The 21,876-nt window shown below is 56.2% G+C and carries 22 protein-coding genes; 11 read left to right on the top strand and 11 right to left on the bottom strand.

Going from position 1 to position 21,876, the window contains the following annotated elements; all coding sequences use genetic code 11:
* Positions 1–10 precede the first annotated feature (10 nt).
* The 7 genes from hisA to ade form a co-directional block, all read right to left on the bottom strand.
* Positions 11–739, bottom strand: a complete 729-nt coding sequence (gene hisA / locus AC5Q5A_RS00585; RefSeq protein WP_493893966.1) for a 1-(5-phosphoribosyl)-5-[(5-phosphoribosylamino)methylideneamino]imidazole-4-carboxamide isomerase — start codon at positions 737–739, stop codon at positions 11–13.
* A complete protein-coding gene (locus AC5Q5A_RS00580; protein ID WP_493893965.1) occupies positions 736–1,290 on the bottom strand; it encodes a GNAT family N-acetyltransferase in 555 nt (184 codons plus the stop codon). The genes hisA and AC5Q5A_RS00580 overlap by 4 nt, the downstream gene beginning before the upstream one ends.
* Positions 1,287–1,937 (bottom strand): imidazole glycerol phosphate synthase subunit HisH, encoded by a 651-nt coding sequence (hisH, locus tag AC5Q5A_RS00575; protein ID WP_493893964.1) that lies wholly within the window; start codon positions 1,935–1,937, stop codon positions 1,287–1,289. Before hisH ends, AC5Q5A_RS00580 begins: the two co-directional genes overlap by 4 nt.
* Entirely contained in the window at positions 1,934–2,377 is a 444-nt protein-coding gene (locus AC5Q5A_RS00570; protein ID WP_296990935.1) for a DUF2628 domain-containing protein, read from the bottom strand. Before AC5Q5A_RS00570 ends, hisH begins: the two co-directional genes overlap by 4 nt.
* 82 nt (positions 2,378–2,459) lie before the next feature.
* Positions 2,460–3,059, bottom strand: coding sequence for an imidazoleglycerol-phosphate dehydratase HisB (gene hisB, locus AC5Q5A_RS00565; protein WP_008888824.1), 600 nt, complete (start codon positions 3,057–3,059; stop codon positions 2,460–2,462).
* Positions 3,060–3,216: 157 nt separating this feature from the next.
* Entirely contained in the window at positions 3,217–5,352 is a 2,136-nt protein-coding gene (locus AC5Q5A_RS00560) for an adenylate/guanylate cyclase domain-containing protein (RefSeq protein WP_493893963.1), read from the bottom strand.
* 144 nt (positions 5,353–5,496) lie between these two features.
* Positions 5,497–7,224, bottom strand: coding sequence for an adenine deaminase (gene ade, locus AC5Q5A_RS00555; protein WP_064787965.1), 1,728 nt, complete (start codon positions 7,222–7,224; stop codon positions 5,497–5,499).
* A 246-nt stretch (positions 7,225–7,470) separates the two neighbouring features.
* On the opposite strand from ade, the gene hslV reads away from it, so the two are divergent.
* Both hslV and hslU read left to right on the top strand, forming a co-directional pair.
* The gene (gene hslV, locus AC5Q5A_RS00550; RefSeq protein WP_493893962.1) at positions 7,471–8,031 is read left to right on the top strand and encodes an ATP-dependent protease subunit HslV; all 561 of its coding nucleotides are present in this window, start codon (positions 7,471–7,473) and stop codon (positions 8,029–8,031) included.
* 59 nt (positions 8,032–8,090) lie between these two features.
* Positions 8,091–9,401 carry an ATP-dependent protease ATPase subunit HslU gene (gene hslU / locus AC5Q5A_RS00545; RefSeq protein ID WP_064780261.1) on the top strand — a complete coding sequence of 437 codons (1,311 nt, stop codon included), beginning with the start codon at positions 8,091–8,093 and terminating at the stop codon, positions 9,399–9,401.
* An 81-nt stretch (positions 9,402–9,482) separates the two neighbouring features.
* Here the strand turns inward: hslU and AC5Q5A_RS00540 are convergent, their stop codons facing one another.
* Together AC5Q5A_RS00540 and AC5Q5A_RS00535 are read right to left on the bottom strand one after the other, a co-directional pair.
* Positions 9,483–10,892: an ATP-binding protein gene (locus AC5Q5A_RS00540; RefSeq protein WP_493893961.1), complete on the bottom strand. Its 1,410-nt coding sequence runs from the start codon at positions 10,890–10,892 to the stop codon at positions 9,483–9,485.
* 284 nt (positions 10,893–11,176) lie between these two features.
* Entirely contained in the window at positions 11,177–11,758 is a 582-nt protein-coding gene (locus AC5Q5A_RS00535; protein ID WP_493893960.1) for a malonic semialdehyde reductase, read from the bottom strand.
* Between the two features lie 253 nt (positions 11,759–12,011).
* Here AC5Q5A_RS00535 and AC5Q5A_RS00530 point away from each other — a divergent pair, with 253 nt between their 5' ends.
* The 7 genes from AC5Q5A_RS00530 to AC5Q5A_RS00500 all read left to right on the top strand — a co-directional run bounded on the left by AC5Q5A_RS00530 (position 12,012) and on the right by AC5Q5A_RS00500 (position 18,409).
* Entirely contained in the window at positions 12,012–13,274 is a 1,263-nt protein-coding gene (locus AC5Q5A_RS00530; RefSeq protein ID WP_493893959.1) for a polysaccharide deacetylase family protein, read from the top strand.
* A 203-nt stretch (positions 13,275–13,477) separates the two neighbouring features.
* A complete protein-coding gene (coaBC, locus tag AC5Q5A_RS00525; RefSeq protein ID WP_493893958.1) occupies positions 13,478–14,704 on the top strand; it encodes a bifunctional phosphopantothenoylcysteine decarboxylase/phosphopantothenate--cysteine ligase CoaBC in 1,227 nt (408 codons plus the stop codon).
* An 86-nt stretch (positions 14,705–14,790) separates the two neighbouring features.
* Positions 14,791–15,255, top strand: coding sequence for a dUTP diphosphatase (gene dut / locus AC5Q5A_RS00520; RefSeq protein WP_493893957.1), 465 nt, complete (start codon positions 14,791–14,793; stop codon positions 15,253–15,255).
* Positions 15,256–15,348: 93 nt separating this feature from the next.
* Positions 15,349–15,804 carry an RrF2 family transcriptional regulator gene (locus AC5Q5A_RS00515; protein ID WP_008888834.1) on the top strand — a complete coding sequence of 152 codons (456 nt, stop codon included), beginning with the start codon at positions 15,349–15,351 and terminating at the stop codon, positions 15,802–15,804.
* Between the two features lie 203 nt (positions 15,805–16,007).
* Positions 16,008–16,958, top strand: a complete 951-nt coding sequence (gene cysK, locus AC5Q5A_RS00510; RefSeq protein ID WP_493893956.1) for a cysteine synthase A — start codon at positions 16,008–16,010, stop codon at positions 16,956–16,958.
* Positions 16,959–17,184: 226 nt separating this feature from the next.
* On the top strand, positions 17,185–17,988 hold the full coding sequence (locus AC5Q5A_RS00505) for a HesA/MoeB/ThiF family protein (protein WP_493893955.1): 804 nt from the start codon (positions 17,185–17,187) through the stop codon (positions 17,986–17,988).
* Positions 17,978–18,409, top strand: coding sequence for a DsrE family protein (locus AC5Q5A_RS00500; protein ID WP_008888837.1), 432 nt, complete (start codon positions 17,978–17,980; stop codon positions 18,407–18,409). The genes AC5Q5A_RS00505 and AC5Q5A_RS00500 overlap by 11 nt, the downstream gene beginning before the upstream one ends.
* Positions 18,410–18,430: 21 nt before the next feature.
* Here AC5Q5A_RS00500 and AC5Q5A_RS00495 read toward each other — a convergent pair whose 3' ends face one another.
* Positions 18,431–19,120 carry a LysE family translocator gene (locus AC5Q5A_RS00495; RefSeq protein ID WP_493893954.1) on the bottom strand — a complete coding sequence of 230 codons (690 nt, stop codon included), beginning with the start codon at positions 19,118–19,120 and terminating at the stop codon, positions 18,431–18,433.
* A gap of 100 nt (positions 19,121–19,220) precedes the next feature.
* Here AC5Q5A_RS00495 and AC5Q5A_RS00490 point away from each other — a divergent pair, with 100 nt between their 5' ends.
* Together AC5Q5A_RS00490 and AC5Q5A_RS00485 are read left to right on the top strand one after the other, a co-directional pair.
* Positions 19,221–20,135 (top strand): LysR substrate-binding domain-containing protein, encoded by a 915-nt coding sequence (locus AC5Q5A_RS00490; RefSeq protein WP_493893953.1) that lies wholly within the window; start codon positions 19,221–19,223, stop codon positions 20,133–20,135.
* A gap of 76 nt (positions 20,136–20,211) precedes the next feature.
* Positions 20,212–20,757, top strand: coding sequence for an MgtC/SapB family protein (locus tag AC5Q5A_RS00485; RefSeq protein ID WP_008888840.1), 546 nt, complete (start codon positions 20,212–20,214; stop codon positions 20,755–20,757).
* A 37-nt stretch (positions 20,758–20,794) separates the two neighbouring features.
* Here AC5Q5A_RS00485 and AC5Q5A_RS00480 read toward each other — a convergent pair whose 3' ends face one another.
* Positions 20,795–21,835 carry a LacI family DNA-binding transcriptional regulator gene (locus AC5Q5A_RS00480; RefSeq protein ID WP_063086132.1) on the bottom strand — a complete coding sequence of 347 codons (1,041 nt, stop codon included), beginning with the start codon at positions 21,833–21,835 and terminating at the stop codon, positions 20,795–20,797.
* Between the last annotated feature and the right edge of the window lie 41 nt (positions 21,836–21,876).

Genomic DNA, 21,876 nt, shown 5'->3' with positions numbered 1-21,876 from the left:
GTTGGGTCGGTTACGAAAGGGCCGCGATGGCCTCTGCCAGATCAATGCGGCCATCATAAAGCGCACGACCGGAAATCGCGCCATCAATGCCCGAGCTTGTGTGTTGCTTGACCGCGATCAGATCATCGAGCGACGAAACCCCGCCCGAGACGATCACCGGGGTCGAGATTTCCGATGCCAGGGCCACGGTGCTCTCGATATTCGGGCCGCCCATCGCACCATCACGGTCGATATCGGTAAAGATGATCGCCGCCACACCGCAATCCTCAAATTTCTTGGCGAGTTCGAGGGCGGTGACCTCAGACGTTTCCGCCCAGCCTTCCACCGCGACATAGCCATCGCGCGCATCAATGCCGACCGCGATCCGGCCCGGCCATTTGGCACAGGCTTCCTTGACGAAATCCGGATTGCGAAGGGCGACGGTACCCAGGATCACACGTGTGATGCCCTTGTTTAGCCAATAATCAACCGTTTCCATGGTGCGGATGCCGCCACCAAGCTGCGTCTGGGCCTTTCCCGACACGGCGGCAAGGATGGAGTCCACAGCCGCGCCATTGACCGGCTCCCCGGCGAAGGCGCCGTTCAGGTCCACGATATGAACCCAATGGCAGCCCGCTTGCACAAATTCACCGGCCTGAGCGCCCGGATTATCGTTAAACACGGTTGCCTTGTCCATGTCGCCGCGAAGCAAGCGCACACAGGCGCCGTCTTTCAGGTCAATTGCGGGATAAAGGTTCACTGATCGGTGTCCTGTATTTTCTTGGTGTAGTAATAGCCTTCGACCATCTTGCCATCGACCATCGCGTAATAGGGGTTGATGCCCCACCGGACATATCCAAGCCCGTTATACAGTGCGATGGCGGCTTCTTGGGTTTCGCGAAGGTCGAGTTTCAAAACGCTGTAGCCCGCTTCACGGGCGAAATATTCAATCGAACGCACGATCGCCTTGCCGTTGCCGCGCCCGCGTGCCCAAGGGGCGACGAAATGGCCGGAAATCTGGGCGGAATGGCGTTGAGCTTCGAGGTTGGCCGGTGTTTCGATCAACTGGGCGGCACCGGAAATGATGCCATCAACGCGCGACACAAACAAATGTCGCCCTGGCATCAGCAACACACCGCGCCAGTATTTTTCCATGTCCGGACGGTCCGGCGGTGTGAGCCAGCCAAAGCCGCCGCCTTCGACAATCGCCTGCGTACAGGCATCGACGATATCGGAAATGTCACCTGCGGACAGTTCGGTCACGCGTTCGGCAATGACGCCCGGCTGAATGGTATCAGATGGTGCGATCATGGCTTCCACCCCAGGAAGTTCCCGATGATGGTCAGCCCGGTTTTCTGGCTTTTTTCCGGGTGGAACTGGGTGCCGATCATGTTGTCACGCCCGATCATGGCGGTGATGTTCTCGCCATAGGAAACAGATGCCAGTCGCTGATCCGGGTTGGTGACATGCATGTGATAGCTGTGCACGAAATAGGCGTGATCGCCATCGGAAATGCCTTTAAGGACCGGGTGCGCCTTGCCCGCCGGATCAAGAACCAGCTCGTTCCAGCCCATATGCGGGATTTTAAGGATTGGGTCGTTGGGCTCAATCGCGACGACTTCGCCAGCAATCCAGTCAAGGCCATCGGTGACGACAAATTCACGACCGACGGTCGACATCAACTGCATGCCAACACAGATGCCAAAGAACGGTTTGCCGCCCGCAATAACCTGTTCGGTGAGGACATCAACCATGCCCGTCACGGCATCAAGGCCCGCACGGCAATCGGCATAGGCGCCAACGCCCGGAAGCACGATATGGCTGGCGTTGCGGACCTTTTCCGGGTCATCGGTGACAATGATCTCGTCAGAAAAGCCGGTTTCACGTGCAGCACGCTCGAACGCCTTGGCGCATGAACGTAAATTGCCGGAACCGTAATCAATAATCGCAACACTCATGGGTAGGATGGGCTCCCGGTTGAGGGGGTGGAGGTAAGGGCAGCTGCGGAGTGTGGGACGCGCAGCCGGGAATTCTTCGAACGCTCAAAGCAGCGATGTTCGGCGTCAGTCTCATCATGGCCTGCGACGATATCGACCATCTTCCAGCCCTTTGCGGCCAGTTTGCGCCGACGCAGGTCATTGGCAATCAGGCCAAAGCCGATGCCGGTCACAAGCGCCAGGGCAAAGTCCATTTCAGGTCCGCCGTCAAACAGCTCGACGGCAAAGGTGCAAAGAAACGAAACCGCGACAAGGCCGAAAAATCCCAGCCAAAGCCGATGGTACAACGCCCAAAGGCCCGAGAGCAGAAAGGCCCAGAAATTGAAGCCTTCGCGGATCAGGATGGCGTTCTCCATCGGGTCGGCATCGCCGGGATGGGTATGGACTGTGTAAACCTTCATCGAAAACCGGTTCTCTGGGCCGGTGGCAGAGTTTTGTCTGCTGTGCCACCGGTGTATTTTCGATCAGATCGAACTGACCTGCTTACAAGGAGCCGCCAAGCGTGCCCTTGGTCGAGGGGATGGCATCGGACTTGCGCGGATCAATTTCGATTGCCACGCGCAGGGACCGTGCAAGCGCCTTGAAGGCACTTTCGATGATATGGTGGTTGTTCTCACCATACAGGTTCTCGACATGCAGCGTGATGCCAGCCGCCTGGGCAAAGCCCTGGAACCATTCACGGAACAGCTCGGTATCCATATCGCCCAGCTTGTCGCGGGTGAATTCGACATTCCAGATCAGATAGGGACGGCTTGAAATATCCAGTGCGACACGGGTCAGCGCCTCGTCCATCGGTAGCAGGCAGCTGCCATAGCGCGTGATGCCCTTCTTGTCGCCAAGCGCCTTGGCAAAGGCTTCGCCGATTGCAATGCCGCTATCTTCGGTGGTGTGGTGGAAATCAATATGCAGGTCGCCCTTGGCCCGGACTTTAAGGTCCATCAGGCTGTGACGCGAAAGCTGTTCGAGCATGTGATCAAGGAACCCGACCCCGGTCTCGACGTCATAAACGCCGGTCCCGTCAAGGTTCAGTTCAACCATGATCTGGGTTTCGTTTGTGTTACGCTCAACGCGGGCCTTGCGCATGCAAAGCTCCTTTCCTGCAGATATTGATGCATATGACGGGTCGTATGTAGCAATAAAGTCCGACAAAAGCCAGTTCTAGGTGGCTATGCAATGGCCGCAAACAGTGGTTTTAGCGCCCGGATCAGGCCGCCAATCGGGCTGTGCGGTGATATTGGGGCTATTTACGGGTCATGTGATTGACTTCATCCCAGTTTTTTTCGGGCGGATGATCGATAAATTCCCGGCATCTTTCGATGTATATTTCAACCAGCTTTGGTGTGGTTGCAGCGTCCAGATGCGCCTTGAAGGTATCATGTGCCTCGGCCCATTTCCGTTGGTGATAAAGGTCCATACAGGCATCCCATGCCGCGATTTCGGTTTCCTGCCGGGCGATGTCGACAAGCGCGTTTGAGGTATCGTCACGATCACCGATGAGTTCAAACAGATCAATCGGGTGGGATGTGCCGAGCGGAACCACGCGATCAACATATCTAAGCAGGAAGGTGTCGGATGCGCGCTTTGCAACGGCGTCACTGACAAGAATACGGGTGCCGTAAATCTTGTTGAGCCCCTCAATCCGGGAGGCAAGGTTTACCGCCTCGCCAAGGGCAGTATATTGCAGGCGATTTTCGGAGCCGACATTGCCGACAACCACCTGATCGGTGTGCAGGCCAAAGCGGGTATAAAGGGGAAACAGCCGGGAATCCCGGGAGATCGAGTTCAGGCGGCGACCGGCCAAACGACAGGCGAGTGCCGCCTTGCAGGCATGATCCACATGGTCGGGATCATCGGTTGGCGCATTCCAGAACGCCATGATGGCATCGCCGATATATTTGTCGATGGTGCCATTTCCGTTGATGGTGATCTGCTGCTCCATGGCGGCAAAATAATTCGAAAGCTCAAGCGCCAGATCGGTCGGTGAATAGTTTTCGGTTTTGGCGGTAAAGCCTTCGATGTCGGTAAACATGATCGATAATTCGCGGGATTCGCCACCGATTTCGACCGGATTGCCGTTTGACAGGATCGATTTGACAACATCTGCCGGAACATAGGCGCCAAAGCTTTTGAGGCTGAGCTTCATGTTCGCCATCGCCTTGGAAAGGGCATCGACCTCGTAGATGTGGGATTCCATATCGAAATCACCGCCGAGATCAAATTGACCGATTTTTTCGGCTTCTTCGGCGACGGCATTGATCTGGCGGCTTAATATCCGCGAGATGATGGCGATCAGGATGACGGTAAAGACGAGGATCGCGGTTGCGATCTGCAGCACATTGCGAGTTGTCGCCTTGATGTCGCCGACAAATTCATCCTCGGGCACGATCAGACCCAGAACCGGCGCGACGCCAAAGATTTCCGGTATCGGTGCCGCCGAGCCGAGATACTTTTTCCCGTCGGTTTCATCAATGAATTCAAAGAAGGTGTCGGGGTTATTGGTCCAGCTTACGATGGCGCGGCTGACAATCGGGTCGCTGATAGTTCGATTGTCGATTTTGAAAAGTGTCTCGTTGTCATTGCCGCCATAGGGTCCGTTATAGGCCAGAACCCGCTGTTGCGCATCGAGCATAAACACCCGACCCTGTTCCCCGATCCGGATATTGCCAAGGATCTTGTTGACGCTTTCCAAAGTCAGATCCGCACCGACGATCCCCATCAGGCTGCGATCCGGGTTCAGGACGCGCTTTGCAAAGGTTACGCCGGGCTTGTTGGTGCTGTTGAAGGTATAGAACGGACTGACAAAAATACCGTCCTTGTTCTTTGCACCTTCGTACCAGGCGCGGGTTCTGGGGTCATAGGTGGCAGCACTTTCTTCCTTGCCGGTAACCGTCCCCCAGTCCGATTGATAAAGATAGGTATCTGTTTTTTCGCCCGACAGGGCGTCATCAATCGTGCGATAGATGATTTTGCTGTCTTTGGGGATAGGCGCGTTACGGGGCCCAAAGGTTTTAAGGCCATCGGGAATCTTGATTACCTGAAAGAACCGGCCATCATCTTCGAACCCGAAAAACAGGCCATAGATTTGCGGTAATCCCTTTATCTGGCTGGCCATCACTGAACCGCCGGTGGGCTCGGCAATCGCACCGGGAAAGGATGTGATCATATTGGCGGTGGTGTTGACAACCTGTCCGACAGGCAAGATCACGTTGATCAGGCCATCAATCGATTTCTGCCGGGCACTTTCCATTTCGGCACGGGCGGTTTGCAGGGCAAGGTTGCGGTTGCTGTTATACAAAAACGCAACCGTCACCCCCAGCATCACGACTGCAATCGTCGTAAACGCAGCGGTAACGCCAATCTGAAGCCTGATTTTCACCTGATCGTATATCCATCATGCCAGGCGACAGAGTGCCGCCTGTTCACAGAGCGATACTTGAAAGATTTAAGTCGCGGCCGATGAAAAACAACAATACGTTGAGTGATCAGGTAAAAAAAATCGCAATGGTTATTCGGAGTTATTCTAAACAAAGTCGAACTTATCGACATCAAACAGGCCGCGGTCGGTCATTTTCAGGTGCGGTATCACCGGCAGGGCCAGGAAGGCGACTTGCAGGAACGGTTCGGGCAAAACACATCCCAGATCCTTGGCCGCCTTGCGCAGATCAATCAGGTGTTCCTCGACGATTTCAAACGGCTCGAGGCTCATAAGGCCCGCAACCGGCAGGGCCAGTTCGGCCGTGACCTTGCCGCCATCGGCAACCGCAAAGCCGCCGCCCATTTCAATCAGGCGATTGACGGCAGCTGCCATGTCGGCATCGCTGGCACCGACCACGGTGATGTTGTGGCTGTCATGCCCGACGGAGGAGGCTATCGCCCCGCGTTTGAGGCCAAAGCCGCGCACGAAGCTGCGCCCGATATTGCCATTGATGCCGTGGCGTTCGACGACGGCGACCTTGATCACGTCATTGTCCAGATCGGGTTTGAGGCCATTTTCGCCAATTTCAAGCGTTGCTTCATCCCGGAAGGTCAGGATAAGGCCCGGTTTGACCTTGATCACCGGGGTCTGGTTCTGACCCGGTTTGGGATCGCAGGCAAAGGCCTCTGCCGTGACCGGGGTGGCCTTCATCGACGTCAAACCGACCGGTGCAATTTCTTTGCGTTTGGCAAACAGATCCTTGGTGACAAGGCGGCCACCTGCGATGACGTCGGTGACGTGGCAGGCTTCCAGATCATCAAGGATGGCGATATCGGCCCGCCAGCCCGGCCCGATTAAACCGCGATCACGCAGGCCGAAAATGCGGGCCGCCGAATGCGATGCCGCGCGATAGGCATGATGGATCGGGCAATTACGTGCCTTCAAATGACCGATTAATCGCGAAACAAGACTATCAAGATGACCTTCTTCGCCGATATCAAGCGGGTTGCGGTCATCAGTGCAGAGTGCGACGAAGCTTGAGCTGTTTTCATCAAGAATCTCTGCCAAAGCCTCTAGATCCTTGGACACCGAACCTTCGCGGATCAGGATCGCCATACCCTTGGCAAGCTTTTCGCGGGCTTCCTCGGCCGAGGTGGCTTCGTGATCGGTACGGATGCCAGCGGCCATATAGCCGTTCAGGTCCATTCCGCGCACCAGCGGCGCATGCCCATCAATATGACCATCCTGAAAGGCTTCGAGCTTGGCCATGATGCCCGGATCAAGGTTGAGTACGCCGGGATAGTTCATCATTTCCGCCAGCCCGACGACCTTTTCGTGCGACCGGAACGGCAGAAGGTCTTCGATTTCAAGCCGCGCACCGGCGGTCTCGAACGCGGTGGCCGGTACGCAGGATGACAGATTAACCCGCACATCCATCACGGTCTGCTCGGCGCAATCCAGGAAGTATTTGATGCCCTCGGACCCCAGCACATTGGCAATTTCGTGCGGGTCACACAGGACCGTGGTGACACCATGGGGCAGCACACAACGATCAAACTCGAGCGGGGTAACGAGCGAGCTTTCAATATGCAGGTGGGTATCGATAAAGCCCGGCACGGCGAACTTGCCGGTGCAATCAATCTCGGTCTCGCCAGCATAGCTGTCATGGGTGCCGACAATCCGGTCGCCGACAATGGCGATATCGGTTTCGGTGACCTTGCCGGTGATGACGTCAAGCAAGCCGATATTCCGCAGAACCAGATCGGCCTTGATTTTGCCCTGACCGGCAAGAATGCATTTGCCAAGATGGGTTTGGGTAAGATCGCTGCTCATGGGCTCTGGTCCTGTCTTCTTGAAATTCTTTTACCATCAAATTCTTTTACCATCACCAAGGGTAAAGCATGTGGCGCGGGTATGCCTTGAATTTTTTGGGTATCTCAGCGTTGAAACTGTGTTTTGGTCGACATGAAGGTCGCGCGGTCAGCGGAAGCGGCGGTTGCGGGTGGCTTCTGCCCTTGACCGGGGCGTCTGCCGTGCTAACTCTTGGGCGAAGCAATCGATGAGATTCAAGGATAATTCATGAGCGAACAACAAAGCTGGCATGGCACGACAATTCTGTCCGTGCGCAAGGGCAATGAAGTCGTGGTGGCCGGTGATGGTCAGGTCTCGCTTGGTCCGACGGTGATCAAGGGCAATGCCCGCAAGGTGCGCCGGGTCGGCCAGAAGGGCGAGATTATGGTGGGCTTTGCCGGGGCAACGGCGGATGCCTTTACCCTGCTGGAACGGCTTGAAGCCAAGCTTGATCGTCATCCGGGCCAGACGATGCGCGCCTGCGTCGAATTGGCCAAGGACTGGCGAACCGATCGTTACCTTCGCAAGCTCGAAGCCATGATGGCGGTGGCCGATAAGGACGTGTCACTGGTTCTGACCGGCCAGGGTGATGTTCTTGAACCCGAAGACGGCATTATCGCCATTGGTTCGGGTGGTAACTATGCGCTTGCTGCGGCACGGGCCCTGCTTGATCAGGACCTCAGTGCCGAAGAAATTGCCCGCAAGGCCATGGCGATTGCCGGTGAGATTTGCGTCTACACCAATGGCAATGTCTTGCTTGAAAAAATTGATCTTGAGGATGCGAAATAATCAAGGCGCCAAACCGGGCCTTGTTACGGCATTCGTCGCAAAAAGATACGGAATAAATCATGACCCAACATTACAGCCCGCGCGAAATTGTTTCCGAACTGGACCGTCACATCATCGGTCAGAAGGATGCCAAGCGCGCGGTCGCCATTGCGCTGCGTAACCGCTGGCGCCGTCAGCAGCTTGACGAAACCATGCGCAATGAGGTGCTTCCGAAAAACATCCTGATGATCGGCCCGACCGGTGTCGGTAAAACCGAAATCGCGCGTCGCCTTGCCAAACTGGCCGAGGCCCCGTTCATCAAGATCGAAGCGACCAAATTCACCGAAGTCGGTTATGTCGGGCGCGATGTCGAACAGATCGTGCGTGATCTGGTGGAAGTTTCGATTGATCTGACCCGCGAAAGCATGCGCAAGAAAGTCCGCGCCAAGGCCGAAATGCAGGCCGAGGAACGCATTCTTGATGGTTTGGTCGGTGAAAATGCATCGTCCGAGACCCGCCAGAAGTTCCGCAAGATGCTGCGCGAGGGCGAGCTTCAGCACAAAGAAATCGAAATCAACGTGCAGGAAAGCAGTGCGGCCTCAATGCCGACCATCGACATTCCGGGCATGCCCGGGGCACAGATGGGGATGCTGAACCTCAATGACATGTTCGGCAAGGCGTTTGGTGGCAATACCAAGCCCAAGCGCATGACGGTCGAAGAAGCCTTTGAGCGCCTGATCGATGAAGAAGGCGACAAGCTTCTTGATAATGACAAGGTCACCGCCGAGGCGATTGAAAATGTCGAACAGAACGGCATCGTGTTCCTGGATGAAATCGACAAGATCACCGCGCGGTCCGAACGTGGTGGCGATGTGTCGCGCGAAGGTGTTCAGCGCGATCTGTTGCCGCTGATCGAAGGGACCAACGTTTCAACCAAGCATGGCACGGTCAAAACCGACCATATCCTGTTTATCTGTTCTGGTGCTTTCCACCTTGCAAAGCCGTCTGATCTTCTGCCGGAATTGCAGGGTCGACTGCCGATCCGGGTTGAGCTTAAGGCGCTGACCGAGGGCGACTTCCGCCGCATCCTGATGGAGCCGGAAGCATCCCTGATCAAACAGTATATCGCGCTTATGAAGACCGAGGATGTGACACTCGACTTCACCGAAGATGCGGTCGATGAAATTGCCCGTATTTCGGCCAATGTAAACGAATCGGTCGAAAATATCGGGGCGCGTCGCCTGCATACGGTGCTCGAAAAGCTGCTCGATGATATCAGCTTTACCGCCACCGACCGTGGGGGCGAGACGTTCAAGGTCGATGCCAATTATGTCCGCGAACAGGTCGAAGACCTGGCCAAGGATACCGACCTTTCGAAGTTTATTCTGTAACCGAAACGTTCAATCGGACCAGATATGCAAAAGGCCAGCACGATGTTGCTGGCCTTTTTGTTTTTGCATGTTTCCAGACGCTTAGGCGGAATGCAGTTTCCGAACATTGTCGCCGGTTTTGGCCGGGAGATAGACCGTAAAGACCGATCCGACACCTTGTTCGCTTTCGATCTGCATGGTGCCGCGGTGGCGTTGCACGAGGTGTTTGACGATGGCGAGGCCGAGGCCGGTGCCGCCAACCGCGCGGGAGCGTGCAGTATCAACGCGATAGAAACGTTCCGTCAGGCGCGGCAGGTGTTCACGGGCGATGCCATCGGAATGATCGCGGATGGCAACGGCCATAATGCGGTCATGGCGGAAGCGGGCAAGTGCACCCGGCGGGTTTTTCGCCAGACTGATTGAAACTTCGACATCGGTATTGGCGTGGCCGTATTTGATGGCGTTCTCGACCAGATTGACAAAGACCTGGGTCAGTTCCTTTTCCTCGCCAACCATTTCGGTGTCATCAAGCGTGCTGGTGACACGGATGTTCATGCCTTTGGCTTCGGCCTTCAGGGCGAGGCTTTTGGCGACCTTGCCAATGATCTTGCCAACATCGCAATCTTCGGAGGGCGGGGTATGTTCATTAAGCTCGATCCGGGCAAGAGACAGCAGGTCTTCGATCAGATGCTGCATGCGCTGGGCCTGATCGCGCATCACCGGCAGGAACTGGTTGAGCGCATCCGGATCGTCCTTGGCCGGACCTTCAAGCGTTTCGATAAAGCCCAGCAGCACCGAAAGCGGGGTACGCAGTTCGTGCCCGGCATCGGTCGCGAAGTCGGCGCGCATCTGTTCAAGTTTGCGAAGCTCGGTCAGATCAGAGAACGTCAGAACGAAGTTCCGATCGCCTGCAGCAGCAGGCAGGCGCGCGGTCAGCACATCAAAGTGACGGTGCGCGTCAGCCGCCAGCACAAATTCCGCATGCTTCATGGTTTCGCGCGCGCTTGCGACATCATCAAAGGCATCCAGCAGGATCGGGTCGCGAATAAAGCGCGTCAGATCACGGCCGGTTTCAAGGTTATGAAACAGGCCCTTGGCCGCCCGGTTAAACCCGGTAACCACGCGATGGCGATTGACCATCACCACCGGGTTGGGCAGGTGATCAAGGATTTCGGCATCGGTGCTGGTTTGTGCCTCAAGCAGGGCGATGCGATCACGAAATGCCGTGGCAATCTGGGTATAGAGCGATGAAAGCTCGGACGCGGCGGCAAAGCTGATACGTTGCGGCGGGGTGCCTTTATAGCGGTCGCGCAGATCGGTCGCATAGCGTGCCACCCGGCGCAGATCGCCAAAATAGATGCGCAAGATCGCCGCAGCCCCGAGCCACGCGGCGGTCGCAGACAGGATCGCTGTGCCCCAGCCAAGCTGCTCCATCGCCGCAAGGACGACAAAGACAACACCTGCCGGAAAGGCAACGGCCAAAGCCGTAAGTATCAATTGGCGGAAACCCAATTAACGCTCCTGTTTAAACGGGGTGACGGCGGTTTATCACGCGTGTGATCAAAAGTGGACCTAAAATGGTTATGGGCCAGTAAAGATCAAATAAAACTTTGATGACAGTTTTCTAAGCACTGAAGTGATTGAAAATATCTGTCGGGTGCGTGGCGATGCCGTCCTCTGCCCAACGCCTTTGGGCAAGATGCTCATGTGGGGAGCGTATCGGTTTGCGCCAACCGGCGGGCGGGTGTTTTAACGCCCGCCGGTCAGGTCTATGTTTGTTGTGATCAAAAGCCTGATCAGATGATTTCAGCACCCTGGTCGAAGCTCAGGCGCGGCTGGCGTTCAAACAGCTTGCTGCCATCGCCATAGCCGATATTGAGTAGGAAGTTGCTTTTATACGGGGTGCCAGCAAAGAATTCGGCATCGACCTTGGCGTTATCAAAGCCCGACATCCCGCCACAATCAAGGCCAACGGCCCGAAGGGCGAGGATGAAATAGCCTGCCTGCAGCGTGCCATTACGAAATGCGGTGGTTTTGATGGCCTCTTCCTTGCCGGCAAACCACGACCGGGCATCGGTATGGGGGAACAGATCGGGCAGTTTTTCGTAAAATTCCATGTCATGGGCGATGATCGCAGTCACCGGTGCCGTCATGGTTTTTTCGATATTGCCCTCTGCCAGGCAGGGTTTAAGGCGTGCACGGGCCTCGTCGGTGGTGACAAATGTAATGCGCATCGGTTCGCAATTGGCACTTGTCGGCCCCAATACGGTCAGCTCCCAGGCCTTTTTGAGAAGTGCCGGGTCAACCGGTTTGTCGTGCCAGACATTGTGGGTGCGGCCATTGTGAAAAAGAAGGTCAAGTCCATCAGAATTAAGCATGCATCCTCGTCAATCAGAAGTGGTTGCCAAAAGTTCGATATGGTTACCATTAGATTTGTAATGTGGCGGACAATTGGCAAGAGCTGATATGAACTGTGGAAAAACAATCGGTTCACTGGTATTTTCGAAGTCAAAATGACCCTGCAAAACGCATTGCGTGGGGCAGGAGCCGGGTTTTCTACTGGGGGGAGATCCGAGGGCGCGAATGAGTTGCGCCCCGGCGTGGGTGGATCGCAAGATACTGGAAACAGATATGGCAGTTGAGACCAAAGGGCACAGCGCAATTTCGGCAGTGATGCGGGTGAAACCGCCGCGCAGGATGCACGGCCTTATTGTCGGTGTCTCCTTCGCGGTTGGGCTTACTTTTGGTGCTACGGCGGGCTTTGCCCAGATCGCGTCGGATAGCGCACCTGCAACAGATGAAACGGTTGAGGCGACCACGGCGGAGCCTGCGGTAACGGGTGCAGATGGTGCCGAAACCCCGGAAACCCCGGACGTACCGACGACCGAGGCAACAGCACAGGACGCGACCCAGTCCGATGCGCCGCAAAATGCGGATCAGGAAATGGTTGCGCCAAGCGGAGACGCGACATCGGCCGTGGTGTTTATGTATCATCGCTTTGGCGAGGGCGAATATCCTTCGACCAACATCACGATGGAACAGTTCGACCAGCACGTCAAAGAACTGACCAGTGGCCCCTATACCGTCATGGGCGTTCCGCAGATTGTCAGTGCGCTTGCCGATGGCAAGGGGCTTCCGGATCGCACCATCGGCATTACGGTCGATGATGCCTATCGTTCGGTTTACGAAAAGGCCTGGCCGGTATTTCGTGAACACAACCTGCCCTTCACCGTGTTTGTTTCCACCGAACAACTTGATTCGGGCTATGCCAACTACATGACCTGGGACATGGTGCGCGAATTGTCCAAGGCGGGTGTGACGATTGGTGGTCACAGCCAGAATCACGCCCATCTGCCTGATTTCGACATTGATCGCGTCAAGGCAGAGCTCGCCAATTCTGCCGCCCGGTTCGAGGAAGAACTCGGCTATGTGCCGGAAATCTTTGCTTATCCTTATGGGGAGGCCAATGGCGAGGTGATTGCCGCGGTCAAGGAAGCCGGGTATCGCGCCGCCTTTGGCCAGCAAAGCGGTGCAATGCATAGCGAATCCGATTTCATGTATCTGCCGCGTTATGCCCTAAACGAGCATTACGGCGCGATGGACCGGTTTAATCTGGCGGCGAATTCCCTGCCGCTTGTGGTCAGTGATGTCACACCGGCTGATTACACCCTGACCCGCAATCCGCCGGCCTTTGGCTTTACGCTGGCAGAACCGGCTCCGTCGATGAACTGTTATCCGTCCGAAGGGGAGCCGACCATGTCGCGCCTTGGCGAAGAACGGGTTGAAATCCGCCTTGATGGTCCGGTTTCAAGCGGACGCTGGCGGATCAACTGCACCGCCATGGGGCCAGATTCACGCTGGCGCTGGTTCGGGATGCTTTATACCGTTCCATAAGCAACCGCTTGATGGCTTAAAACCCGATAATCAACGTCGGGATCTGAAATCCAAATAAAACCAACGCCATGTCCAGATACCGGGCATGGCGTTTTTCAAACAATCGTGCCGCTTTCATCCTGTTCTTGATTGGGTTCTTGCGCCCGATTAGGGGACAATGTAGGTTAACCACACTTCTTAACCGTAATTAATTGGTAATCACAGTGCCAAGTGACTTAAATCGAAAGAGTGTCCTTCTGATCATCTCGGGTGGCATTGCCGCCTATAAGGTGCTTGAGGTGATCCGTCGGTTGCGTGATCGCGGGATCCATATCCGCGCCATCCTGACCAAGGGCGGGGCCGAGTTCGTGACACCGCTTTCGGTTGCGGCACTGACCGAAAACAAGGTCTATCAGGATCTGTTTTCCCTGACCGATGAAGCGGAAATGGGCCATATCCGCCTGTCGCGTGAGGCGGACCTTGTTCTGGTCGCCCCGGCAAGTGCCGATATTCTGGCCAAGATGGCCACCGGACAGGCCGGTGATCTGGCGACAACTGCGTTACTTGCGACCAACAAGCCGGTGATGATTGCGCCCGCGATGAATGTCGAGATGTGGAACCATCCGGCGACGCAAGCCAATATCGCCACCCTTGAAAGCCGTGGCGTGTTGCGCGTCGGCCCAGCGTCTGGCGACCTTGCCTGTGGTGAGTTTGGATCGGGCCGTTTGGCCGAACCGGCCGAGATTATCGCAAGTGTTGTTGATTTCCTGGAACAGCAAGACGCGCCCAAACCCCTTGCCGGTAAAAAGGCAGTGGTCACCAGCGGCCCGACGCACGAGCCGATTGATCCGGTGCGTTATATCGCCAACCGGTCCTCAGGCAAGCAGGGCCATGCCATTGCCGAGGTGCTGGTACAGGCTGGTGCCGATGTGACGCTGGTGACGGGTCCGGTGACCCTGCCCGATCCCGCAGGGGTGAAGGTCGTGCGCATCGAAACCGCACGCGAGATGCTGGGTGCCGTGCAGGCCGCCCTTCCCGCTGATATTGCCGTTTGTGCCGCGGCGGTCGCCGATTGGCGCACGGCTGATGAAGCCGGTCAGAAGCTTAAGAAAGATGGATCGGGGGTGATCCCGGACCTGAAGCTTTCGGAAAATCCGGACATTCTGGCGACCATCAGCAAGGCCGGGCCAATGCGACCGGGACTTGTGATCGGATTTGCCGCCGAGACGGAAAATGTAACCGACCATGCCCGCGCCAAAAGGGCACGCAAGGGGTGTGACTGGATCCTGGCCAATGATGTGGCGCCCGCGACCGGGACCTTTGGCGGTGATGATAACGAGATTTGCCTGATTTCAGGCGATGACGAAACCAGTGATGAACGGTGGGAACGCCAAAGCAAGACCGGGGTTGCCCGTGCGTTAAGTGCGCGCATTATCAAGCATTTTTCCTGACGGGTTTGGCTTGGACCTTGGCCCGGAAGGCAGACAGAACGATTAGACCGGCAGATGATCCTGCCGGGACAAGACAAGGATAGACGATGTCGCTTTTAAGCGTTGATTTAAAACAGCTTCCGCATGGGGCGGATTTGCCGTTACCGGAATACGCAACCGCGCAGTCAGCCGCGGTTGATTTGCAGGCCGCGATTGACGGGACGCTGGTTCTGGCACCCGGCAAACGTGCCATGGTCGAAACCGGTATCGCCATCGCATTGCCCGCCGGGTTTGAGGCACAGGTGCGTCCGCGGTCAGGCCTGGCTGCGAAAAACGGGGTCACGGTCCTTAATAGCCCCGGCACGATTGATGCCGATTATCGCGGTGAGATCAAAGTGATCCTGATCAATCATGGTGACGAAGCCTTTGAAATCGAGCGCGGCATGCGCATTGCCCAGCTGGTCGTCGCACCGGTGACGCAAGTGACATGGAATGCCTTAGAAGACTTGGATGAAACCGCGCGCGGTGCGGGTGGTTTCGGTTCGACAGGAACAGCCAGCCCGGCCCGATAGGCCAGGGAAAGCATGCTGGTCGATCCGGTTTGACGCTATCTGGTTATGCCGTCTGGGGGGATGGCTGAACCGCAAGGGGAGTTGAGTGAAAAGATGCTGAAGCTTTCTAAGAAGATGCTGTTTGCGATCGAGGCGGTCGTGGACATTGCCTATAACGCGGCGGGTGAGCCGGTCCAGAGCCGGGATATCACCGCGCGTCAGGGCATTCCGAAACGATACCTTGAACAGACGTTGCAGCAGTTGGTGCGTGCCGACATTCTGGTGGGCGTGCGTGGCCCACGCGGGGGATATCGGCTGGCGCGTGAACGCCGTCGCATCACGCTTGCCGATATCGTGTCGGTGATCCGGTCGATGGAAACTTCCGATGACCCGATCGAGGATCCGGCAGGATCGCCACTGGGCAAGGAAGTCGTCCGTCCGCTGTGGCGGGAATTGCAGGACGAAATGATGAAGCAGCTTGAAAAAATCACGGTCGAAGACCTGTGCAATCGCGCGCGTGATGCGGGCCTGCGCAGCGGGATTGAAGAGTCCCCGGATTTCATCATTTGATCTTATCGGGGTGCAGCGGTTTGGTGTATCGTCATTGCACAAGAAACTGCTGCTATTGAAGGTAAAACTACAAGTTTATGGAACGTTGCCCGTCACAGGATCTGTAAAAAATCTTTCAATCCGTTTGACCCGGATAAATAGCGAGATAAATACAGATCAAAGATGTGCTTGATGGCAAAAATACAGAAACGTGCGAGGAAAACATGACTGAGTTTCGCGGCAAGATTTACGACAGCATCATCGACACCATTGGCGCAACGCCGCTAGTGCGCCTTTCGCGACTGGCAAAGGCCGAAGGTGTCAAAGCCGACCTGATCGGCAAGCTTGAATTCTTTAACCCGCTGGCCTCGGTCAAGGACCGTATTGGTCTGGCGATGATCGAGAATGCCGAGAAATCCGGCAAGATCAAGCCGGGCGCAACCCTGGTGGAGCCAACCTCGGGCAATACCGGTATTGCCCTGGCCTTTGTGGCGGCGGCCAAGGGTTACAAGCTGATCCTGACCATGCCTGAAAGCATGTCGCTGGAACGTCGCAAGATGCTGATGCTTCTGGGTGCGCAGATTGATCTGACCCCGGCAGCCAAGGGCATGAAGGGTGCGGTTGCCCGTGCCGAGGAACTGGTTTCGGAAATTGACGGTGCCGTCATGCTTCAGCAGTTTGACAACCCGGCCAACCCGGAAATCCACCGCAACACCACGGCTGAGGAAATCATCAAGGATACCGCCGGCAAGGTAGATATCTTTGTTGCCGGTGTCGGGACTGGCGGGACCCTAACCGGGGTTGGTGAAGTGCTTAAAAAGCATAACCCGAACATCCAGATCGTTGCTGTTGAGCCCGAAGACAGCCCGGTCATTTCCGGTGGCGCACCTGGCCCGCATAAAATTCAGGGCATTGGTGCGGGCTTCATTCCGGGCAACCTCAATATCGATGTTATCGACAAGGTCATGACCATCGGCAACGAGACCGCCTTTGCCACTGCGCGCAAGCTTGCCAGCATCGAAGGTTTGCCGACCGGTATTTCGTCCGGTGCAGCGGTTGCGGCCGGGATCGAGCTTGGCCAGCTGCCTGAAAACGAAGGCAAGCGCATTGTTGTGATCATACCGAGCTTTGCCGAACGGTATCTTTCGACCCCGTTGTTCGAAGGACTGCAGTAAGCAGCCTGAAAGACCAAAGATTTCAAAGGGTTAGGCACGATGTGCCGGGCCTTTTTCATTGGTGGAATGCGGGGCTCTGGCTTGGCTGATTAAGCAAGCAAGGCATTTCGTTTCGATATAAATATGAAATCTTTGCTTGAGGCCACTGTTCCATGGGCTATATGCAAAAGCCTAACGGATTACCATCTGATCTGATGACCGACGTTCTGACAGGAAGCCCGCCCGCGTGAGTGATTTCGATTTCAGCGAAAATGAAGTGCAACGCTATGCCCGCCATATCGTCCTTAAGGAGGTTGGCGGCACGGGGCAGATGAAGCTCAAGCGCGGACGGGTTCTGATCGTCGGCGCTGGCGGGCTGGGCTCCCCACTTGCCATGTATCTGGCGGCTGCCGGGGTCGGCACGATTGGCATTGTCGATGCCGACACGGTCGAACTTTCAAACCTGCAACGCCAGATCGCGCATGGCATGAAGGATATCGGAACGCCCAAGGTCGATAGTGCCAAGGCGACCATGGGCGATATGAACCCCGAAGTCACCGTGCAGGCCCATAACACCCGACTTGATGCCAGCAACGTCATGGATCTGATTGCCGATTATGATGTGATTGCCGACGGGTCGGATAATTTCGATACGCGCTTTTTGCTTAACGATGCCTGCTATATGGCGGGCAAGACGCTGGTTTCCGGTGCCGCCCTTCGCTTTGACGGGCAGGTATCGACCTTTAAGGCCCATCTTGGCGCGCCGCATCCCTGTTATCGCTGCATTTATCACGCCCCGCCACCCGAAGACGCCATTCCGTCCTGTGCGCAGGGCGGCGTTTTGGGATCGGTCGTTGGCATGGTTGGCGGCATTCAGGCGACAGAGGTGCTTAAGGAACTGATGGGCATTGGTGATGGCCTTTCCGGGCAGCTTCTGATTATTGATGCGCTGTCCGCCTCGTTTCGCAAGATCAAGGTGCCCCGCGATCCGGGCTGCCCGACCTGTTCAGAAAACGCCACAATCAAGGACCTGTCTATTCATGAGCACTGAGTCTGATACGCCCAAAAAGCTCTCCCTGGTGGTGTTTTCCGGGACCTATGAAAAGGTTCATTACGCCCTCGTAATGGCGTCGGCCGCCTTGGCATCTGGCCGTGAAGTGACACTGTTCTTCACCATGGATGCCAGCCGGGCGCTGTTTGCACCGTCGGGTTGGCGCCATCTGCGCACAGAGGTTGACGGGGCAACGGCGACCTCGATTGATCTCAGTTATTCGACGCGCGGCATCGGCACTTTCGAAGAACTGTTGTCGGCCTGTGCCAGCCTCAATGCCAAATTCATGATCTGCGAGATGGGCCTGCGCGCCCTTGGCCTTGAAAATCAGGCAAAGCGTGAAGAATTGGCAATCGAGACCGGCGGTGTTGTTACGTTCCTGAATGATGCCAAGCAGAATGGCGAGATGCTGTTTATCTGATCTTTAAGCTTCACGTTCGCGCTAGCTTGCCAGAAGCTTGACGCCCAGGCCGGCAAGACAGATGCCAACACCACGTTCGATCCATGATTTGATCGCGGCAATGCGCGCCTGCACCGATGGCAGGGTCAGGGCTGTTGCGACAAGTGCAAACCAGATCATGTGGCATGCCGCGATATAAACCCCATACGCGACTTCCTGCGCCACCGCGGTGTTTGGTGAAATCACCTGACTGAACAGCGATACGATAAACAACATGGTTTTGGGGTTTAACGCATTGCAGGCAAAACCGATCCAAAACGCCGACCCGCTGTTTTGTGCCGGATTGGTTTGGTTTTGATCCGACGGATCAGAGTTTGTGACGTTCGAAGCACTTTTGCTGTGATCCGGCCTGCCGAGCAGGCGTCGAATATCTGGCCAAAGGGCCGATACGCCAAGCCAAATCAGATAAGCCGCCCCAAGGTAGCGCAAAGCCGATAAAACCCAGATATTGCTGGCAAAAACAACACCAAGCCCGATCAGCGTGTAGCCGAGATGCACCGAAACGCCGGTGCCGATCCCGATGGCGCAAAGCACGCCTGCCTGCCGTCCGCGTGCAAGGGCGATCCGGGTCACCATCGCAAAGTCCGGACCGGGGCTGATCACGGCGAGAACGGTGATGATGCCAACGGCAATGATTTCCATCGATAAGATATCGCCTGTCCATTCCGGCATGATGTGATCCCTTGTGAATGATGAATTCATTTGATGTGTGAGTGAATTCAGTATCAAACTGTTCAGATCGCCGGAAAATCGAAAAATACTGGTATTTATTGTGAGTAATATTCACAGAAAACGCAGTTTGCCACCCTTGGCAGCCCTGCCCGCCTTTGAGGCCGCAGCCCGCCATCAGAGCTTTTCGCGTGCGGCGGATGAGCTCAATCTGACGCACGGCGCAATCAGTCGCGCGGTCGCACAAATCGAGGAACGTCTGGGCGTTAAGCTGTTTGTTCGGCGCAATCGGCGTGTCTGGCTGACGGCCGCAGGCGAGCGGTTGTTGAAGGCAACAACGGTTGCGCTTGATGGGCTTGATCAGGCGATTGAGGATATCCATCGCCATGACAAGTCGTCCCCGATATTGACCGTATCGTGCGAGCCCAGCCTTGCGATGCGTTGGTTGATGCCGCGTCTTGGCGACTTTCGCGAGGCCAACCCGGATCTGAATATTGATCTGAGGCTGGCGGGCGGGCCGGTGGATTTGTTGGCGGATGGCTGCGATGTTGCCATTCGGCGTGCGGATTACGGTATTTCCGAGCATTACATCACCACCCGACTTTGGCCGGAATATGCAGGGCCGGTTTGCGATCCGGAATGCTGGGAAACCATCCTTTCAAGGGATTTGTCCAACGCCCGCTGGCTTCATACGCGAACGCGTCCCGATGCCTGGGATGACTGGAAACGCACAAGTGGTAGTACGGCAACCCCGGCAAGCGAGCAGTATTTCGATCATTTCTTTTTCGCCCTGCAGGCAGCCGTGAACCGGCTTGGCACGGCGATCGGTCCCTTGCCGCTTGTGGCTGATGATCTGGCGTCCGGACGGCTGATAGCGCCGCATGGCATGGCCCCGACGGGCTATGATTATGTCCTGATCACGCTTGATCCGCCCAAGCGTGACCCGCGGGTTGCGCTGTTTTTTGACTGGTTGATGGCCAAGGCAACTGACATGGAGCATGCCATATCACCAGCCTGACTGTGATCAGCGAACTGGTTGGCCGCGCATCAGCTCGGAACATTGATTGCGTGCCAAGCGTTTGGGGATTGTTTGAATGGCAAGGGTTTATCGCATGCTGACCGACCTTCCCTATTTCGCCACGGCGGAAAAATACTTTGATATTGGCGTGATCGATATGATTGCGCGTCTGGTTGCGGCAACAGTCATTGGCATGTTGATCGGGTTGAACCGTGATGTGAATGGCAAGCCAACCGGCATGCGCACCCTTGCCCTTGTGTCACTTGGTGCGGCGGTGGTGTCGGTCGTGGCGGTCCATTTTCAGGATCTGATTGATCATCCCGATGCGCTTTCACGTGTGGTTCAGGGGATTTTGCAAGGTGTTCTGACCGGGATCGGTTTCATTGGTGCCGGTGTTATTTTGCGCGAGCCAAAAAACATGTCGGTCACGGGGCTTACCACTGCTGCGACCGTCTGGATGACGGCAGCGCTTGGCATCGCCTGTGCGCTTGCGGCCTGGCATATCGTGATTATTGCAACCGTCTTGACCTTTATTATCCTGGTAGCGCTGAAACCGGTCGAACTCATGCTGGTGCGCTGGGTCGGCAATTCAGAGGCCGCCAAGGACGCCAAGGAGAGCTAGCGGGCAGTTGGGGTAATCCGCCTTGGCGGGTTTGCGCTTAAAAATCCTCGCCCTCGCGGAAGGCGGCAAGGTCGTCAATGCGGTGATAGGGCAGGAGCGTCTGAAGATTTTCGGGCGGTGTGCCGTTCATCAGGTCATGCAGGTGGCGGGCAAGAACTTCGCCGACATGGCGTTGCGGCTGGTAGTAATAGGCAAGTTTTTGTTTCGAAAGCATGCGAAACGGCATGCCGCCAAAGCCGACAACACCAATTCCGTCGCGGATGGTGTCCATGCCAAGTTCCATCAATGCCTCAAGCGCGCCGATCATCGTCATCTGACTTGCGCAGACGACAGCCGTGACATCGCGCTGATTGGCAAAAAGCCGTGTTGTTGATTCGCGCGCAGCCCGCACGGAAATTTCCGACGGCATCCAGATCAGGCTGTCGGGATCAAGCCCCGCATCAACCATGGCCCGGCGGGCCCCCTGTTTACGATATCCGAAAAAGGTCAGGGCTTCGGGCGGGTCGATCATGCCGATATTGCGGTGGCCATCATCAAGCAGCCGTTTTACCGCGTCATAGGCAGCCTGTTCGTCATCGTGGTCGACAAAGGCATGCGGGGTCAGAAGTTCGGTGCGGCCAAAGCTGACAAACGGAAAGTCATGTTGCAGACAGTATTTCGCGCGACTGTCTTGCAAGGTTGTGCGTGAAAATACCACGGCATCGGCAAGGCGTTGGGTATGGACCTTGCGCACCGGATCAAGCGGATCTTCGCCGCGGGTCTGGGCCAGCACCAACAGGGAATAGTTATCGGCTTCAAGACCCTGGGTCAGGCTTTCGACCTGTGCCAGAAAGCCCGGGTCGCCGTAATCACCGACTTCGGGGGAATACAGAATGGAACAAACCTGCATGGTTTTGCCGGTTCGAAGCATGACGCCACGGGCATCTGGCTGATAACCGATTTCTGCTGCGGCGGCCTTTACGCGGGCGACGGTGTCGGGTTTGACTTCCGGCCCGTCTTTAAGCGCACGCGATACCGTCGTGATCGATAGACCAAGGCGATCGGCAATCGTACGCAAATTGGGGCGAGCAGCAGGCATATACAGGTCCGTTCCATTCAAATTTCGGACAATCTAAGCGC

It is taken from the genome of Thalassospira sp. CA1, from assembly GCF_059052855.1.
Note: the sequence above shows the minus strand (reverse complement) of the source record. Positions and strands in the feature narration are given on the sequence as shown.

Coding starts and splice junctions, on each gene's coding strand:
- AC5Q5A_RS00580 (WP_493893965.1), bottom strand. CDS start 1,290: ATGATCGCACCATCTGATACCATTCAGCCGGGCGTCATTGCCGAACGC.
- hisH (WP_493893964.1), bottom strand. CDS start 1,937: ATGAGTGTTGCGATTATTGATTACGGTTCCGGCAATTTACGTTCATGC.
- AC5Q5A_RS00570 (WP_296990935.1), bottom strand. CDS start 2,377: ATGAAGGTTTACACAGTCCATACCCATCCCGGCGATGCCGACCCGATG.
- hisB (WP_008888824.1), bottom strand. CDS start 3,059: ATGCGCAAGGCCCGCGTTGAGCGTAACACAAACGAAACCCAGATCATG.
- ade (WP_064787965.1), bottom strand. CDS start 7,224: ATGAGCAGCGATCTTACCCAAACCCATCTTGGCAAATGCATTCTTGCC.
- hslV (WP_493893962.1), top strand. CDS start 7,471: ATGAGCGAACAACAAAGCTGGCATGGCACGACAATTCTGTCCGTGCGC.
- hslU (WP_064780261.1), top strand. CDS start 8,091: ATGACCCAACATTACAGCCCGCGCGAAATTGTTTCCGAACTGGACCGT.
- AC5Q5A_RS00535 (WP_493893960.1), bottom strand. CDS start 11,758: ATGCTTAATTCTGATGGACTTGACCTTCTTTTTCACAATGGCCGCACC.
- AC5Q5A_RS00530 (WP_493893959.1), top strand. CDS start 12,012: ATGGCAGTTGAGACCAAAGGGCACAGCGCAATTTCGGCAGTGATGCGG.
- dut (WP_493893957.1), top strand. CDS start 14,791: ATGTCGCTTTTAAGCGTTGATTTAAAACAGCTTCCGCATGGGGCGGAT.
- AC5Q5A_RS00515 (WP_008888834.1), top strand. CDS start 15,349: ATGCTGAAGCTTTCTAAGAAGATGCTGTTTGCGATCGAGGCGGTCGTG.
- cysK (WP_493893956.1), top strand. CDS start 16,008: ATGACTGAGTTTCGCGGCAAGATTTACGACAGCATCATCGACACCATT.
- AC5Q5A_RS00500 (WP_008888837.1), top strand. CDS start 17,978: ATGAGCACTGAGTCTGATACGCCCAAAAAGCTCTCCCTGGTGGTGTTT.
- AC5Q5A_RS00495 (WP_493893954.1), bottom strand. CDS start 19,120: ATGCCGGAATGGACAGGCGATATCTTATCGATGGAAATCATTGCCGTT.
- AC5Q5A_RS00485 (WP_008888840.1), top strand. CDS start 20,212: ATGGCAAGGGTTTATCGCATGCTGACCGACCTTCCCTATTTCGCCACG.
- AC5Q5A_RS00480 (WP_063086132.1), bottom strand. CDS start 21,835: ATGCCTGCTGCTCGCCCCAATTTGCGTACGATTGCCGATCGCCTTGGT.